Origin of the sequence: Catonella morbi ATCC 51271, assembly GCF_000160035.2 — a bacterium.
Lineage (GTDB): Bacteria > Bacillota > Clostridia > Lachnospirales > Lachnospiraceae > Catonella > Catonella morbi.
Map to the genome: position 1 here is coordinate 584,122 of NZ_KI535368.1, position 17,163 is coordinate 601,284.

Sequence of the window (17,163 nt, forward strand, 5' to 3'; positions counted from 1 at the left end):
TTATGGCATTGTTATTATTTTTACTTCACTTGCTCCTAAGCCCTCTATCTCTATGGTAAGATAAAACTTTTTATTAACTTTAATTCCGTTGTAATCTGAAGGAATTCTCAACTCTAAAGAAGGTGAGTTCCATTTTTTCAGAAGCTGTGTTCCATGTTTGTTTACGGAAAATTCTGCACCGTCCGAGCTGTTATTATATCTGCCGGTAATTTTTAATTTATCAAGTACATCATCTCTGTTAAGGACAACACCGTCTTTTCCGGTTAAAAGTATCTTTATATTTTTCCCTTCTGCATATTGGAATATTACAAAACCGTCCTGTGTAGTGCCGTCCTCACTTTCTATCGCTATTGCAGTAAATTTTGCATTTTCCGTATTAGGTTTATTTTTCTTGCCTTTCAGATATTTTATGGTCAGATTTGGCAGTTTATTTGTGCCAACCGTTACAGAAAGTACCAGTTCCGTATCTTGGCTGAATTCATCTCCTGCCACTTCCCCGCTGAACACTTTATCTGTAAAAATAACTATTTTACCTGCATTAAACTCATAAGCAGTTTCATCTAAGCGGGTTTCAACATTATCTTTAATTCTGCTTATTTTTATATCATTATTATGGCTTTGCCAGTTCTCTATTGTTATTTCAGGCTTTTCTTCATAATAGTATTCTGTCTTATTTGTTTTAAGCGACATAGGCAACTGCTTTGGAACTACAGTGATATTGGCATAGAACTTAACCTTTTTACCACTTGTATCTTCTTTTTCTATATCCTCAGGTAAGTCAAATTCCGCTTCACTCTGCCTTGGCACTCCCGGAGTTGTTGCTGTCCTTGTACCTACAAAGCCCCAGCTCTTTATCGCAATATCCCTTATACTATTATCAGAGAGTTCCACCGTAAATGAAGCAGGCAATTTTCCGTCAGTAACTAATTCCTTTACCTTATTTATCCAGCCTGTTCCCACTTCTACAGTTATTTCAGGTATCTGTGTAATTATCTTAACCACCCTTTTTTTAGCCGGATTAAAATTAGGATCAGGTGCATATTGTATGGTTATTGTACCCGGTACTCTTTCTTCGTTTATTGTAACTTTCACATCAAGTTCTATATTTTTATCAAAATTCTTTACCGTACTTTCAAAAATTCCGTCAGTAATAAGTGTTATCTTATCGCCTGCAACCGTATACTGTTTAGGCGAAGAAATTTCTTTTGATGTTTCAAAACCTTTAGCTGCCTCAACCTTTATTGTTTTCACATCTTTTGGCATATTTTTAACTGTAATTACGGGATTATCCTTGTAATAATATGTTTTATTTTCAAATTCAAGTTTTGGTTTTAATACTGCCTGTGGCTTTACATTTACAGCTATAGTACAGGTTGGCATTTCTCCGACAACTCCGTCAGGAAGATTATATATAGCTGTAGTACTTGTCTTACCTGCCTTATATGTATTGCAATAGCTCCATTTTACTCCATTAATGGTAAATTTGGTGTTATCACTAAGTGTAGCTGAAAGTGTCTTTGGAAGTTGATTTTCTTCTATCTTCTTCCAGTCAGCTCCGTATTCAACCGTTATTTCCTTTATATCAGCCTCTACACTTATAATAGTTTTTATCTGCTTTTTCTTTATTTCTACTGTAGTTTTAACTTCTTTTTTAGCTCCCGTTACCCCTGAAGGTAAGTCATATTCTGCTTCAATTTCATATCTTGCAGGTTTGTTAAAGTCAATCTTTTCAAGACCTTTCCAAGACTTTATTGTAATTTTTACCTTTGTTTCATCACTTAGGATTGCTGTAAATAACTTAGGCAGTTTAGCATTTACTTCTTCCTTCTTACTTCCCTCTGTTAGGGATATATCAGGAATTTTCTCCACAGATTTTATCAGCTTTTCTGTTTTCTTAGGCTCATTTGCGCCGCCTGAAGAACCGCCGCCAAATCCGCCTCCTACACCTCCACCAAAACCTGAATTCCCTGAATTTGCAGGTTTTTCCGTATCAGGCTTTTTTTCTTTAATTTCTTCTTTTTTCTTTGCATTATCATTATGGTTGTCTGCAATTTTCTTCTCTGTATTTTCATTAACTGTATTTTCTGCACTGTCAGTTAAATCAAGGTTCATATTGCCTATCTTTTTACAACCCTTGAAGCTGTCGCCCTTTACCTTTGTTTTACTGCTTTTAACAGTTAAATCGGTGAGATTTTTACAATTAGCAAAAGCTTTACTCCCTATGCTCTTCACGCTTTCGGGTATTATTATTTTCTCTAAAGAACTGCAGTTTTCAAAAGCCTTGTTTTCAACTTTTTTAATACCTTTTGGTAACTTAATACCTTGTAAATTCCGGCAATTAGAGAATGCTTCTTTACCTATGGTTTTAACCGTGGAAGGCATGATTACCTTTTCTATACCAATATTGCCATAAAAAGCTTTAGCTCCTATCTTCTTCACGCCTTTAGGTATTCTTACCGTTTTTTCATTTCCGGTGTATTTTATAAGTACAGCCTTTTTTATTATAAAATTATTACCTGCCGCCTTTAATGAGGATGGCGTGAATAACGAAATTAACATTAGTATAATCATCAAAATACTAATGTTTCTCTTTTTATTTGTTAACATAATTCTCTCCTTTTCTTTTGTTAGTAACAACTAACTTTAGTATCTTTTGAAGAATTTGTCAACTGTTTTATTATGTTTTACTTTTACAATATTTTACACTATTTCCCACATTCTATCCAAACATTTATCAAAAAACATCTTATAACTTAAACAAAACCTGTTTTCATATTCTCCTGTTTTCTCATTAAGCACTCTGTTTCTCATACATCCTCCTCTGCATATCTGAATATATGGACAGACTTTGCAGGATTCCGGCAGAGGAATGGAGCGTTCTATAAACTTACTCTTAATTCTGTTCTCATTTATCACATCAAGATTATCTGTGTTAAAATTGCCTAATTTATACTCATCAAGCGCATAAAAATCACAGGGGTAGACACTTCCGTCTGCCTCTACAGTATTTTGTATTCCGCAAACTCCACGCTGTTCACAAGCTTCCGGCATATAGCCCATAAGAATCCCGACATAGTTTTCAAATCTTCTTATATAGGGCTGTCTGCCCTTCTTCCAGTCATCAAACCAAAGGTCAAAGAGTTTAATAAGAAATTCTCCGTAAGCCTCTGCGGTAAGGGCAAATTCTCCTTGTTTATTATCTTTCGTAAATGCTTCAAGACAGGGAATATACTGCTGATATTTAAAACCTTTTTCGGCATAATCCCTGTAAATTTCCTCAATATTCTTTGCAACATCAGCAGTTACCACTGTCAAAATATTGTATTCCACCCCAAACTTATCAAAGAGCTTGGCAGTTTCATAGGTCTTTTCGTATGCTGATTTTCCTGTCAAATGTCTGTATTTGTCATGTATACATTTTGTTCCGTCTATTGAAAGTCCGACAAGGAAATTATTCTCCTTAAAAAATCGGCACCATTCCTCATTAATAAGCGTTCCGTTTGTCTGGAAAGCATTATTTATCCTTACATTGTTTTTATTATATTTCTTTTGAAGCTCTACGGCCTTCTTAAAAAAATCAAGTCCCCTGAGTGACGGCTCACCACCCTGAAACGCATAGCTTGCCATACCGGAAGCCCTGAGTAAAGTCTTTCTTATTAAATTTTTAAGGGTTTCCTCCGTCATAAAACCAAAGGATGCATCTGTGCGGTTTTCCATCTCATCCTTGTAAAAACAATAATCACAATGCATATTGCAAAGTCCTGAAGCGGGTTTTATAAGTACACTGATAGCGGGCATATTATCTCCTATACTACTTCCTCAATTTTTCACAAAGCAGCACAAAATCTTCTGCATCTCTCAAATTGATAGTTCTGTGATACCTCGTGAATATAGTTTAGTCCAAATTATTCACGAAACATCCTGTGGAATATCGTAATCAAGTCTTAGGCTAGAAATTACGATATTTTACAGATGTTTGGTAACATAACCTATAGTCTCAGACCAAAAATATTCTATACTACTTAACTATGAAGAATAATGATTCTGTGACCTATGTCGTATATAATTGGGTTTAACTATTCCCATTATAAGTATTTATATCCATTATTTCAATTATCTTTTGACACACATATCATCTTATAGAGAAAGGACTAATATCCCATATCTTGCCATTTAGAATATTAGTCCTTAAAATCATTCTTTAATTATTATCTTTGCTTTTCCCTCACCAGCTTCTTCTATCTTCTCTATTAGCTTTTCCGCCAGTTTTTTTCTTATTCCCAGAGTAGATTTATCATTTACAAGGTTATTTAACTCATAAGGATCATTTCTTAAATCATAGAAAAATTCTTCCTCATATACATCGCTTCTATCCTCATCCCAGCCGTTACTTTCAGGGGCATATACACTGTAGAGGTAGTCTTTGCTTCTTATACATCTTCCAAGTCTGCTTTCACTGATCTGGGCATATACTACCTTGTTCTCATCTGTTTCTTTGTCTATCAGAGTTTCTAAGTTCTCACCTATCATAGCTTCACCCACATCAACTCCTGCCATAGCCAAGATAGTCTTTGGTATGGAAGATGTAGAAACCACTTCCTCTACAACTTTTCCACCCTTAAATCCTCCTCCTGCTATGATTAAAGGCACCTTAAGCGCAGAACTGTGACAGGTTCTCTTGTAGTCATCCGAGCCCTTTAAGTAAGTTTCCCTGTTTCTGGTTTTAAAATGTGAGCCATGGTCTGATGAATAGATTATTATCGTGTTATCGTATAAACCTTTTTCTTTTAATTTTTCAACCAATTTTCCGAAATTATCATCTATGCTCTTACAGCAGCCCAAATAATCAGGATACATCTGCCTTGCATCTCCGCCCAGAACCTCTAAATCCTTTGGCAGTTTGCAATCCTTAAATCTCTCTTTTGAACCATCAGGTCCCTCATAATCTGCCCTGTCATTCTGGTGGTGCGGCTCAATATGAGATACCGTAAGGAAAAATGGTTTTGCTCCGTCATATTTATCTATAAATTCCAACGCAAAATCATTAATTCTATCAACTCTGTAGCCCTTAAATTCAAGCTTATTCATATTTTCATCAAATACATAACCATCGTAGCCATGTGAGGTAGCCTCAAGTACATCTGACACTCTCCAGAAACCATTATATCCACCACGTCTCTCCAATGGTATGGCACTGGTTTCATAGTCAGGATTGGCAGGTACACTGTAGCTTGCCCTATCACTTGCCAGATGCCATTTACCTACATAGGCATTTTCATATCCTGCTTCTTCCATATAATTAGCCAAAGTTTTGATATCCCTTGGAAGAGACTGTCCATTCCTAAAACAGCCTATATCCGTTGGATACTTTCCGCTCTGAAATATAGCTCTGCAAGGCCCGCATACCGGCTGTGCGGTAAATGCCTCTCTAAACAGCACTCCCTCACCTGCCAACCTGTCTAAGTTCGGACTTATATCAAGCTCCTGTCCGTAAACCCCCATTGTATCAGCTCTCTGCTGATCTGAAAAAAAGAAAATTATGTTTGGCCTCTCCATATTTACCTCCAATTTTAACCCCAAACCGCCATTTATCCGGCAAAATTTTTAATCTTCAATTATTTTCTTGATTTTATCAGATTATTGGCTTTAGATATTTTATGATACAAATATCAAAAGTATAAAAATTCGATGCAAGCTTGCTTGCAAAAGATTTTGTCATCTTTTGACACCCACATCATTTTATGCTTTAGCTACATGGCTGTCAAGATTTCATTATAATTCTTTTTCTCAAACATAAATAAGACCTCACTCTTATGAATGAAGTCTTAATATTCCCACTATACTGTTATCTCAATCTGATTTCCCTCTATACCTAAAATACAGCTCTCATAATAACCATCTCCGGTAGTTCTTGGTCCGCTTAAAACCTCATAACCGTCATTTCTGAGATTTTCCGTAAGTTCATCCACCTTCTCCTTACTTCCTACCGAAAATGCAAGGTGAATATATCCTGTACGGATTATTCCCTTACTAACATCTTCCATCTGAGGTTTATTCATAATTTCAAGCCTTGTACCATCTTCAAAGCTTATAAAATAAGAGCGGAAATCAGTATTTTTGTTATAATAAAACTCGTTCGCCCGACCTCCAAAGTATTTTACAAAAAAAAACTTTGCAGCCTCAAGGTCATTTACATACATTGCCACATGTTCTATTTTCATATCAACTAACCTTTTCTTTCTTTAATAAACGATAAGCCACCTCAAGCATTGAAAAATTTATTAAAGCAAATATAAGTATGTAAACAGGCATAATTTCTATACCGACTTTTTGCTGCAATATTCCAAACACCATAGGCATGAAGGTACTTCCTACATAGGCTGATGCCATTTGCAGACCTATAGCCGCTGCACTGTATTTCTTTCCAAAATTAGCAGGAGCCATGTGTTGGATAGCGGGATATACCGGTCCCATACCCGTACCTATGATAACAAAACCTGCTACCGCAATCCGATAATCTACATCAGGTAAAAACACCATAATTATTCCAAGTAATTCTATAAAAATTCCGATACGAATAAGTTTTCTGTCTCCAAGCTTATTTGAAATAAAGCCTGAAATCAGTCTTCCAAGCATCAGCCCTCCAAAAATCAATGCGCCAAAGGATGCAATGGTATCAGCAGAAAGTCCTTCCTTTGTGCCTGCAAAATAGCTTGGAGTCCATAAAAAACAGGTAGCTTCACCTGCGCAATAGGCATAAAATGAAATCAAGGTGAAAATGATTGCCGGTACCTTAAGTGCTTCCCTTATGCCTGCACTATTACTATGGTCTTCTTCCTCATCTTTGCCGTTTGCCTTCCAAAGAGGGAGTGAAAATATACATACAAGTAAAATTAATATCTGAATATAAGAAGTCCATCTGTAACCTTCATTCCATCTTGCATATTTAAGTGCAAGCGCCATAATATAAGGGCTTATAACCGCACCTACTCCATAAAAACAATGTAAGAAATTCATTACTGAACCTGAATAATTATTTGCAACATAATGGTTTACAGAAGCATCTATGGTTCCGGCTCCGAGTCCGTATGGAACCGCGAACAAAAATAACATCCAGTATTCTCCACAGACAGAAAAACCTAACAGGCCGATTATTGTCAAACCAATCGACACTATGGTAATCCATTTTGTATGAAACCTCTTTATCATTCTCGGACTCAAAAGAGCTGAAATTATTGTCATAAATGATATTGTCATAGATACGTAGCCTGCATAAGATGAAGGCACCGAGAAATTAACCTGCATTTCCGGCCAGCCTGAGCCAAGCAGTGAGTCCGGCAGTCCGAGACTGATGAAAATTAGGTAGATAACCACTAAGAGTAATGAAGCCATTAAATTTCCTCCACATTTATTTAGTTCAAATTATTCACAAAACATATTTGAAATATTTTTGCAAGGATTGCGGGATGTGAAGCAAAAGCAATCCTGTATTATTGGGAGTCAAATAGTTTTGACATCCACATCACTTTATAGTATGTATATAAAAATTCTGTGATTTATATCAGAGTAATTTGACTATAATATTCTTGACCTCTTAGGATTATATCGTATAATACTAATAAACAGATAGCATTTTATCGCCAAAATCTGCAGATATTATAGTATTATTTCGTCAAGAATAAGGAGAAATATTTATGGCATTATCATACTCGGTTGATAAGACAGACAGTAGCGGAAGGGAACTTCTTACCTATGGAACCTCGGACTTTCCCATAGCATTTTTTGATGATGACCTGACAAAGGTCAAGGTTCCCTGGCACTGGCATGATGAACTTGAAATTATAATAATAACAGAAGGTTCTGTCTCTGTACAAATAGCAAACAGCAGTTTTGTATTAAATAAAGGAGAGGGATATTTTTTAAATAGTGGAATTCTTCACTCTGCAAAGCTCTTATCTCCCAAGGGACATCAGCGTGCTCTGATATTTTCCCCTGAAATTGCAGCTCATAACGAGGACATAGTATGGAAAACCTATATAAAACCAATATTTAAAAAACAGGCTTTGCCCTTTATAAAGCTAAGTCCCGGCATTTCATGGCAGAACAGCATTCTACGGCTGTCTAACGATGTCTGGCTTACCGGTGCTTATGAGAAAACCGACTATCCAATCACAGTCCGTCATAACCTGACCAAGGTTTTCAGTCTTATTAAAAGTAATATAGACTTAATTGAAAATGAGACAGAGTTCACCCATAAAACCAAGCAGGATGAACTCCGTATCAAAAAGATATTGTTTTTTATTGAAAATAATTATTCCACAACGATTACGATAGCTGACATTGCAAAGAGCGGAGATATAAGTATAAGTTCCTGTCTTCGTTTGTTTAAACAGATATTAAAAACAACTCCAATACAATATCTGATTAAATACCGTCTTCAAAAAGCAGTTGAGGAATTTGACAGCCTTGAAGGCAGAAGCATAGGCGATATTGCTTATTCCTGCGGTTTTTCCGATGCGACCTATTTTAACAGATGTTTCAAAAAGGAGTTTGGCTGTACCCCTACAGAATATATGGCAAAGAAAAGCGCATAGAAGTTAATGATTCTCCTATGCGCATTATTCCTAATTATTGGGGTTGCTCAATTTATTGCCAAGGATCATCGGATTTTGGTGCGCGTATGTCCACAAGAACAAACTGCTCCCACAGAAACCACTGATTACCCTTTTTACGCAGCTTAATCTGGCGCGGACTGTCTGCTCCTCCTGATTTCAGATGCATTACCGCATAATTTTGATTCTGGTAAGAATAAGGATTGTCACTTATTGTTAATGTAAATGGTTCGTCAGGTGTATAGTCGTTGTCAGGCTTTGCCCCGGCAAAATAAGAGAATGGCACATGGGTTCTTCCTGTTATTCTCTCCTTAAGGAACTGAAGTTCAGCGTTCGACAAAGGCTGTGGTCCCTTGAGCCAGTTCAACATTTCCTTTCCGACTTCCTCATCTTTTGAATAAGCACATAACGCGCATAATGTGAGTGCCGCGGTTTTAAACGGAGTATCAAGAGTGGCTTCGGGAAGCTCTTTAAGTTCATCCAGACTCTCAGGCAAACTCTGAAAAGTAAAAGTTTCACTTTTATTTCCGCTATTGTTTATGTCAGAATTAGTAACGGCTTTCTTTTTGTTTTTTCCTGTTTTGGATTTTCTTTTTTTAGATTTTCTTTTTTTGGATTTTTCTTTTCGACTTGTGTTTACTTTAGCAAGCTCCATACGACCGCCATCCTCAGCTGTATAATTCATAACCGGCGCTTTATAACCGTTTACATCTGTCTCATTCTTCCCCTCTTTCACTGCCCCCAGCACATAATCTCCTGCATCAGACTTATTTCCGCTACCTACAGAAAATGATAAAATCATAATCATAGCTAACATAAAAGCAATTATTTTTTTCATTTTGTAACCCTTCCTTTCTGCTCTGTAATATTTTTAATATTTAGTATAGCAAAAAATCAGCAAAAATCATATGGTCATCGTGAGTATTTTGTGGCTTTAGACATAAAATACTCACAATGATTAGGCAAGCTGCACAATTTACCTGTACTTAAATTGTGCAGTTTGCCTAAGAGTGATTAATCAATTTAATTTCAGTGTGGGATTAATTCATTAAGCAGACCTGTACAGCCCTCCAGCACATCTCTGTAAGTTGCATCAAAATCACCTGTATACCATGGGTCTGCTATATCTCCCGATTTACCTGCAAAAGACAGGAGCTTGTTTATCTTATTTTTAGGATCTCCTTTTAAGATTCTGTCGAGGTCTCTGATGTTATTTGTATCCATGGCTATTATATAGTCAAATTTCCCATAGTCTGCCTTGGTTATCTGGGTAGATGTATGAGGCAGGACAGGAACTCCGACTTTCCTCAGCTTCTTCACCGTACCATAGTGGGTAGATTCTCCGAGCGCATCTGTGCTGGTGGCTTTTGAGTCTATAAAGAAGCTGCCTGTAAGACCTGCTTTGTTAACGAGGTCCTGGAATACGAAATGTGCCATGGTGCTGCGGCAGATGTTGCCATGGCAAATAAAAAGTATTTTTGTCATAAAATTTTCCTCCTAAAATGCAGTAAATCGCCTTGTTTTGCTTGGGTTTATCTTGTACTTTGTCATATTCTTCTTAAAATAAATATGATTTATAAACAGAATGTCATATACGCCGGTATACACACTATTCTATCTTTCATTACAAGATTTCTTGGATGAATAATATAACTCTCACCTATTCTCGATTTATATTTTTCATTAAACCTATCCAGTGAAGCTGTAGTGTATTTTTTCCCTGACTTTACTTCTATCGGATACATTTTATATTTCAGCTTACTATTGTTGGATATAATGAAATCATCAAGCTTGTTCAGGTATTTTATCGCTTTTGTTTCTCTGCAACCATTTTTCCAATCCAATAATTTGTTATAAATTTTTCTTTTTAAATCATCTGGTTCTCCTCATCAGCCACAATATACCTCAATTTGCACACTTTTGATTATACGCGGAATTAATTTATGATATTTCTTTGATTATGCGCATATTATACCAATGTTTTTCGATTATACGCAAGATAATATTATATGATTTTATGATTATACGCAGCTATCTTATGCCATCCACTTGCCACTACCAGGATGGATTAGGGGCTTTCAGTCTTTAGAGACTCGTACCCCAGGAAACACGAAAAACAGGCGGTATTTTGCTTTACCACCTGCCATAAATTCATATGAAAATGCACTTATCTTTGGTTGAAGAATTTGCGAGTTATCAGGCATAATAATATCTAATTCCTTGATTTGCTTAACTTGTTGATAAAGCGATGTTGAGTAGGTTTAGAAACTGGGATTTAAATTATATCTATTTATCGTAAAATAGTTGAGGTTTCATTCCATCCTTCTTGCACAGAAACAATACTTTTTCTGCAATTTTAATTTTTTCATTATTGTTTAAGTTTCTATCTGAATCCATACGTTTTATACTGTCTACATATATAGCATAATCATATTCATCATATTCATCTCCCATACATAATTCCGAATCCACAAAATATTTTATTCCTTTTTTATCATGATATTCAAGACCAGCTCTCCCTAAAAGTACGATATAATCTTGCATATTTCTCTCCCAATAAATTCAAATTTGTTATTATATAATTAGAAAATTAACCGGTCAATAAGATCATAAGTTAACTCTCAACTTTGTCTGGCGCAAAACATCATACTCGTCGTAAGTAAATCTCGAAAACTCTGATTTTGACTTATTTCATTGTTTATTCGTTCTTTCTAACAATAATATCCACTTAGTCTTATTTCATGCAATTTATGATAACTGTAATCATCATTTCCATCTCTTCCGGTTTTGATTCGGCAATCATAATTGTGAGGGCTACAAGTGTATGGTCATCAATTGTTTTCTTACCATCAACAAATAGTACTCCATTCTTATCCAGAAAATACAAAAACATTGTTGCAGCAATTCTTTTATTTCCATCCAAGAAACTATGATTCTTGGTTACAAAATATAATAAATGTGCTGCCTTCTCCTCTAGAGTCGGATATAAATCCTGTCCGGCAAAAGACTGATAAATATTACCGATACTTCCTTCAAAGGAGCCGTCTTTTTCTTTTCCAAAAATGTCTGATTCATCACCAAATCTCATACTTGCAATTATCTCCATACATTCTTCATATGTAAGCACATATGTTGCTGCATTACCTTTTGGTCTGGACATATTCTGGTGATCATAAGCATCCAGCAAATCCAGAGCAGTACTGTATCTTTCAATAACTGAAAGAACTTGCTTACTATCCAATGAATTCTGTGTACGCTTCATAATCTGTATTACCTCACCAAGCTGTGCGATACGATTATTATTCACCGCATATCCCCTCAATATATACTGTCTTAACACAGAGTTTGCCCACTTACGAAATTCCACGCCACGTTTAGATTTAACACGATATCCGACAGAGATAATAACATCAAGGTTGTAAAAATCTGTCATATGTGTTTGCGTTTTGCCCTCAATAGCTCCATGTTTAGTGGTTGTCGCAAATTTTGCGACAACCACTTGATTATCCAATTCTTCACTCAATGCATTTTTGATATGTTTGCCAATAGTCTTTATATCTCGATCAAACAGCTCAGCCATTTGATTTCTACTCAGCCAAACCATCTCTTGATTCACCGGCACTGATAATGTTACTGCCCTGTCTTCTGTTTCAAACAGAATAAGTTCATTGTCTTTATTACTATTGTCTTTCATTCTCATCATCCTCCCCACTTACAATTTTCTCAACTCCCTTTTCTTTCATCAACTCCTGCATGCGAATATAATATTCCAAAAATCTAAATACATACGGCGGAGCATTTCTATGGCCTAACTCCCATTCTGTCACTGTTCTATAAGGAATATCAAATTGTTCACAAAACTCTTTTCTATTAAGCCCTGTGGATTCCCGCAATTCTTTCATCCTATTCTGAAATGTCTTTTCTTCCATAGCTACCTCCTTTACTCATTGAGTAAATTATATCACATTTCATAATTAAATAAAAGGGTATGCAATTATACACACCCTTTTTCATCTTACTGAATCCTGTGATATTTCAAATTCTACTTAGTTACCCACATTCCATCCCTTTTTGAGCCTTTTCTTTCCAATAACCCATGTTCTTGAAGTTTTGAGCATATTTTTTTGACTCCTCCCAAACTTAGGCCGGTAGCATCAGCTACCTCTTGTAAATTACTTACTATATTAGATGACATATATTCATAAACATGTTTCTGATTATCTGTCAGGTTATTTTTCACTTTTTCCTTGTTTACACGGTTTATAATCTCTTCACGCTCAAATTCCAAAGGAATAGTAACCTTAAGCATTCCATCTGCAAATGAAAATGCACTCCGTCCATATTTGTCAAAATTCTCTGACACGTTTTCTACCTTCTACATTATCAATACTCCTAAGGTTTGGATTAAGCTTATCGATTATGTTGTGTATCTTCATATCTGTAAGTCGCACATTTACCTCATAGGTAGCGTAAACTCTAAACGCTAACGGTGTACATTCACTTCTGTTAAGTTGATTTACTCTTTCTCTGACATCATCAGCATATCCTATCTTTACATACTCTGGAAAAGATGGATTTGTTAAGATATAAACGACGCCTTTCTTTTCACTCATAGAACGTACCTCACAATTTACTCAATCTTTTATTTTATTCTCGTTATACCTCAAAAAAAAACATAACCATTATTGCAATGGTATTAATGCATCAATCTAACATAAAATTATATCACGGATACTGTAATTTTACTATTCCCTACTTCGTTTACATAAATCGGGTAAGATGTAAATAATTATTTTATCTACTGACCTCCCACACCATCGTGCATACCGTTTGGTACTCGGCGATTCTTTAGTTTTCACATATTTTCATATCTGAAAATATGTGATGGTGTCGTTTCTTTCAGCAATCTTCTGATGGTCGGACACTTCTGCATACTCTTTTGCGTTCCGCAGATACCATTTGCAGACAGTCCTCGATATGAAGTTGTCTGTCCTTAAATCCATCATTGGTTACATTCATTTACTAACACCTCCTAAAGTTCAGTCCTTCCCATTATGTTTGCAACCGTAATGGTACTATGACTTCTGCTGACTTCTTGCCATTCATTGTTACTATGGCTTCTTACCCTGTTTCCACCACTGACAAAACCTCCCTAGGTACCACACGTTTCTTTCTCTCCACCTATCTACCACATTTACCACAGCTAATTCCGAGTAGTTATTGGACTTCAGTTTGTCAGGCAACCTTATCCTTAGCCATAGCCTGATGTGATTTCTATTTGTCAGACTGGAGATTTGCCATCCGACTTTCTTCAGATTCCACCTCACAATGGACACCCTTGTCCTCGGCGCATCCTTCCCACTACTAGGGCGGATTAGGGACTTTCACCCTTTAGAAACATGCACCTCAAGGCGTACAAAGAAAAGGCAGACGGCATTTCAACTTGCCACCTGCCATACCTTGAAGCGAAAAAATATCAATTTAATTAACTTAGTCCTAAAATACATTTTACTGTATTATACATTTCGATTTCTGACTTTGTTCCATCATTAACGATACAAGTAATACCATTGACTTCACAAGTTGCCTTTACACGATTTGCAAACATAATATCTCTCTGCATCAAATTATCAAACGCTAATGCTTTATCAGTGCGGTCTTTCAAAACATATGGAACCCATTCACGTAGTTTATAATGTGATATTTGAAATTCTGGCGACGGAACTATGCACATGTAGTTGCAATTCTTGTTTTTCATGATATCAGGGGTAAATGCAGCTCCCTCTGCGATGACAACATCAGCATCTACATCATTAATCTTTTGAAATACAGATTCTGATATTTCTTCATAGAATAGAAATTCTTCATCGCATTGCTCTTTTGGAGTTCGCAGCCAATTCTCATCTGCCGTCATATGTCTAACCTTATTGCAAATCGGAAGCCCTTTCTTTACTGCTAAAGAAGTAAAATCATCCAAATAATCATCTGCCTTAAAATAAAAAGCTCCACACTCTTTGGATATTCGTTCTGCAACTGTGCTTTTACCGCTACAAGGAGAACCACCAATAAATAATATCTTTTTATCCATTTTTTTATCTCCCTATTTCCCTTTTTCCCTGCAATCAGAATTAACCTTTGAAAAAGAAATGCTCTTCCTAACTCTTAACATCTGATCAAAAACAATATGTTTTCTCTTCTTTTTTCCCATTTGAAACCTCTATAAAATAACGTTTTAGATTTCAAGCGCTGTCCAAATATCCATAAAAAATCTCCTTTTTTATTTCTTTTATTCACTGAAAAATCGGAATTTACCACGGAGTAACACTCCATCCAATATATCATTTATCATAGCATAACACCCGTGTTTTTTCTACCGAAAAATAACCCCGACAGCAACATTGCCACCGGGGTAAACACCCTTATTTTTTATTAAATCGCCTCGAACATTTTCCTGTCTACCAGCTTTTCTCCGGCTACCTTTTCAACTTCCTTCTTTGCTGCATTAAGTTCTTCAAGCCTTACCATCTCATCCTTTGAATCATCAAAGCTAAGATGGGTATCCTCATTCATCGGATGTTTTCTTATTTTCTAACTGAAGATTAAACATTTCCTTCTGTGTTTCAATCTCAGCTCGTAATTCTTCTTCTGTTGGAAGATATAACTTATATTTCGATGCAAATAATTGCTCGTTTCCATGAAGAATTGAATACTTGGCTATATCTTCATCCGTATCTGCACATAGCACAATACCAAGAGTTGGATTATCTCCTTCCTCACGTTTGAGATCATCATACATTCGAATATACATATCCATCTGCCCTACATCCTGATGCGTAATCTTAGTTGTCTTTAAATCAATCAGAACAAAGCATTTAAGAATATAGTTATAGAAAACAAGATCAATATAATAATCCTCTTTTTCTGTATGAATATGCTGCTGTCTTGCTACAAAAGCGTAGCCTTTTTCAAGTTCCATTAAAAACTTTTGGAGATTATTGATAATACATTGCTCTAGGTCAGACTCCAGATAAGACGTATCCTCTTTCATACCCAGAAATTCAGCAATAACAGGATTCTTAATGAATTCAAGCTTTGTCTGATATTCGGAAGTCAATTCCTTCATCTCAGTTTCTACTGCTGCTTTATCCTGTATTTTAAGTATTCTATAGTAGTATTGCGAAGATATATTCCTTTGTAATGTACGTACACTCCAGACCTGTTCAAATGCTTCTTTTTCATACCATTTCCTTGCTTCAGAATCTTCTACTTGTAGCAATACTCTATAGTGCGTCCATGATAACAATCCAGATTGTGGATTCACTGAGTCCACAATCTTCGGGTACATCTGATAGAATCGTGCAAACTTATACAGAGAACTCTTATCAAATCCTTTTCCATATTCCTTAGTCAATTCTTCAGACAGTGATACAATTATCTCTTTTCCATATCGCTCCGCACGCTTTCCTTCCAGTTCTTCTTCAACAATTCTCTTACCAAGAAGCCAATTTCTGTGAACAAGTGTTAAATTAACCTTAGAGTATGCAACTTTCTGAGCAGTTTCAATAATATTACAAGCATCTTCAAAAACACTACCTGTTTTTACATATTTCAATAATTCGTTTGCCATAAATAACTCCATTTTGTGTCACCACAAGTAACATAAATACAATTATTCAATATATTCCTTATGCACAATCTCATTTCCCCGTATACTCAAAAATTCTGCCTATCTTTTAATCCACTTAATTTAATTATAGTACTTAGTGATTATACTTTCAATCCATTTTGGCTTTAGAAAAAATACTTATCTTTGGTTAAGATTTGCTGGTTATCAAACATCATACTATCCAATTCCTTGCTTTGCTTAAATTTTGGATAAAGCAATAGTGAGAAGGTTTACAATCTGGGATTTGGCTGAGCGATTAAGCCGAAATCTCGCCACTGTTAATCACATGATTCGCCCATTCTCTTATGACTGCGTTCGTGCGATCTGTGATAGCATCATGGTAAAGACGATATCCCTCTGCATCATTTTCTTTTAGATATGCCACCGCTTTTTTGCTACCAAAATAGAACAAATCTCTAAGCAGGAAATAATCTGTTATACTCTCCCATAGAAATGCTAAAGCTCTGTAGTTTCCTTCATCGTCATTCTTCTCAACCCGGTGCATTGTTTTTTTGATCCAACTTATAATGAATTTTTTCTCATCGGAAGAAATAACAGAATGTTCTTCCACATATTTCCTTACTCGTGTCTTTAAATCTGCAGCGATTTCATCTGTGTCCATAACAATATTGCCGTCATAGACTGTAAGAAAAGTATCCGGATCCTCACCGATTGCTTCGTCTTTTGTGAAAATAAAGCAATCCAACAGAATTCCATCAATAACGGTATCGTCATGACTATTGTCTTTTTTGTTAACAATGATCATGCAGTCATAATCACTGTATGAATCATTCATACCACAACTAAACGAACCATAGGTAACAATTGCCAATGGGTTATATTTTTCTTTCAGATAATCAATTATCTTCTTCATTAACTACTCCT

General features: G+C 35.8%; 17 protein-coding genes and 1 pseudogene. 1 reads left to right on the forward strand and 17 read right to left on the reverse strand.

The features are described from left to right. The 5 genes from GCWU000282_RS09635 to GCWU000282_RS09655 all read right to left on the reverse strand — a co-directional run bounded on the left by GCWU000282_RS09635 (window position 1) and on the right by GCWU000282_RS09655 (window position 7,392). Window positions 1–2,607 carry a leucine-rich repeat domain-containing protein gene (locus GCWU000282_RS09635; protein WP_023354914.1) on the reverse strand — a complete coding sequence of 869 codons (2,607 nt, stop codon included), beginning with the start codon at window positions 2,605–2,607 and terminating at the stop codon, window positions 1–3. Window positions 2,608–2,700: 93 nt separating this feature from the next. Then, window positions 2,701–3,798, reverse strand: a complete 1,098-nt coding sequence (locus GCWU000282_RS09640; RefSeq protein ID WP_023354915.1) for an anaerobic sulfatase maturase — start codon at window positions 3,796–3,798, stop codon at window positions 2,701–2,703. Window positions 3,799–4,194: 396 nt separating this feature from the next. Continuing rightward, a complete protein-coding gene (locus tag GCWU000282_RS09645; RefSeq protein ID WP_023354916.1) occupies window positions 4,195–5,556 on the reverse strand; it encodes a sulfatase-like hydrolase/transferase in 1,362 nt (453 codons plus the stop codon). A 281-nt stretch (window positions 5,557–5,837) separates the two neighbouring features. Continuing rightward, window positions 5,838–6,221 carry a VOC family protein gene (locus GCWU000282_RS09650; protein WP_023354917.1) on the reverse strand — a complete coding sequence of 128 codons (384 nt, stop codon included), beginning with the start codon at window positions 6,219–6,221 and terminating at the stop codon, window positions 5,838–5,840. 1 nt (window position 6,222) lies between these two features. Beyond that, entirely contained in the window at window positions 6,223–7,392 is a 1,170-nt protein-coding gene (locus tag GCWU000282_RS09655) for an MFS transporter (protein WP_023354918.1), read from the reverse strand. A 302-nt stretch (window positions 7,393–7,694) separates the two neighbouring features. On the opposite strand from GCWU000282_RS09655, the gene GCWU000282_RS09660 reads away from it, so the two are divergent. Beyond that, the gene (locus GCWU000282_RS09660) at window positions 7,695–8,594 is read left to right on the forward strand and encodes a helix-turn-helix domain-containing protein (RefSeq protein WP_023354919.1); all 900 of its coding nucleotides are present in this window, start codon (window positions 7,695–7,697) and stop codon (window positions 8,592–8,594) included. Window positions 8,595–8,646: 52 nt separating this feature from the next. On the opposite strand, the gene GCWU000282_RS17100 is transcribed toward GCWU000282_RS09660, so the two are convergent. From GCWU000282_RS17100 to GCWU000282_RS09710, 12 genes and pseudogenes are all read right to left on the reverse strand, one after another. Beyond that, the gene (locus tag GCWU000282_RS17100) at window positions 8,647–9,450 is read right to left on the reverse strand and encodes a DUF6935 domain-containing protein (protein ID WP_023354920.1); all 804 of its coding nucleotides are present in this window, start codon (window positions 9,448–9,450) and stop codon (window positions 8,647–8,649) included. A gap of 191 nt (window positions 9,451–9,641) precedes the next feature. Then, a complete protein-coding gene (locus tag GCWU000282_RS09670) occupies window positions 9,642–10,097 on the reverse strand; it encodes a low molecular weight protein-tyrosine-phosphatase (RefSeq protein WP_035040191.1) in 456 nt (151 codons plus the stop codon). An 89-nt stretch (window positions 10,098–10,186) separates the two neighbouring features. Next, window positions 10,187–10,399 (reverse strand): annotated as a pseudogene (locus GCWU000282_RS17635) (ATP-binding protein); the annotation flags it as partial. Window positions 10,400–10,898: 499 nt separating this feature from the next. Next, on the reverse strand, window positions 10,899–11,156 hold the full coding sequence (locus GCWU000282_RS09675; RefSeq protein WP_023354923.1) for a hypothetical protein: 258 nt from the start codon (window positions 11,154–11,156) through the stop codon (window positions 10,899–10,901). Window positions 11,157–11,346: 190 nt separating this feature from the next. Then, window positions 11,347–12,306: a virulence protein RhuM/Fic/DOC family protein gene (rhuM, locus tag GCWU000282_RS09680; protein WP_023354924.1), complete on the reverse strand. Its 960-nt coding sequence runs from the start codon at window positions 12,304–12,306 to the stop codon at window positions 11,347–11,349. Beyond that, window positions 12,293–12,541, reverse strand: a complete 249-nt coding sequence (locus GCWU000282_RS09685) for a helix-turn-helix domain-containing protein (RefSeq protein WP_023354925.1) — start codon at window positions 12,539–12,541, stop codon at window positions 12,293–12,295. Before GCWU000282_RS09685 ends, rhuM begins: the two co-directional genes overlap by 14 nt. Before the next feature lie 113 nt (window positions 12,542–12,654). Then, window positions 12,655–12,975 carry a MarR family transcriptional regulator gene (locus tag GCWU000282_RS09690; protein ID WP_023354926.1) on the reverse strand — a complete coding sequence of 107 codons (321 nt, stop codon included), beginning with the start codon at window positions 12,973–12,975 and terminating at the stop codon, window positions 12,655–12,657. After that, window positions 12,959–13,225, reverse strand: a complete 267-nt coding sequence (locus GCWU000282_RS09695; protein ID WP_023354927.1) for a GIY-YIG nuclease family protein — start codon at window positions 13,223–13,225, stop codon at window positions 12,959–12,961. The genes GCWU000282_RS09690 and GCWU000282_RS09695 overlap by 17 nt, the downstream gene beginning before the upstream one ends. A gap of 872 nt (window positions 13,226–14,097) precedes the next feature. Next, window positions 14,098–14,700: a P-loop NTPase family protein gene (locus GCWU000282_RS09700; RefSeq protein ID WP_023354929.1), complete on the reverse strand. Its 603-nt coding sequence runs from the start codon at window positions 14,698–14,700 to the stop codon at window positions 14,098–14,100. Window positions 14,701–15,041: 341 nt separating this feature from the next. Continuing rightward, complete coding sequence (locus GCWU000282_RS16640; protein WP_023354930.1) at window positions 15,042–15,182, reverse strand: hypothetical protein; 141 nt, start codon at window positions 15,180–15,182, stop codon at window positions 15,042–15,044. Beyond that, the gene (locus GCWU000282_RS09705; protein WP_035040193.1) at window positions 15,175–16,239 is read right to left on the reverse strand and encodes a PDDEXK nuclease domain-containing protein; all 1,065 of its coding nucleotides are present in this window, start codon (window positions 16,237–16,239) and stop codon (window positions 15,175–15,177) included. The genes GCWU000282_RS16640 and GCWU000282_RS09705 overlap by 8 nt, the downstream gene beginning before the upstream one ends. A 295-nt stretch (window positions 16,240–16,534) precedes the next feature. Beyond that, window positions 16,535–17,152, reverse strand: a complete 618-nt coding sequence (locus GCWU000282_RS09710) for a nucleotidyltransferase domain-containing protein (RefSeq protein ID WP_023354932.1) — start codon at window positions 17,150–17,152, stop codon at window positions 16,535–16,537. Window positions 17,153–17,163: the final 11 nt, after the last annotated feature.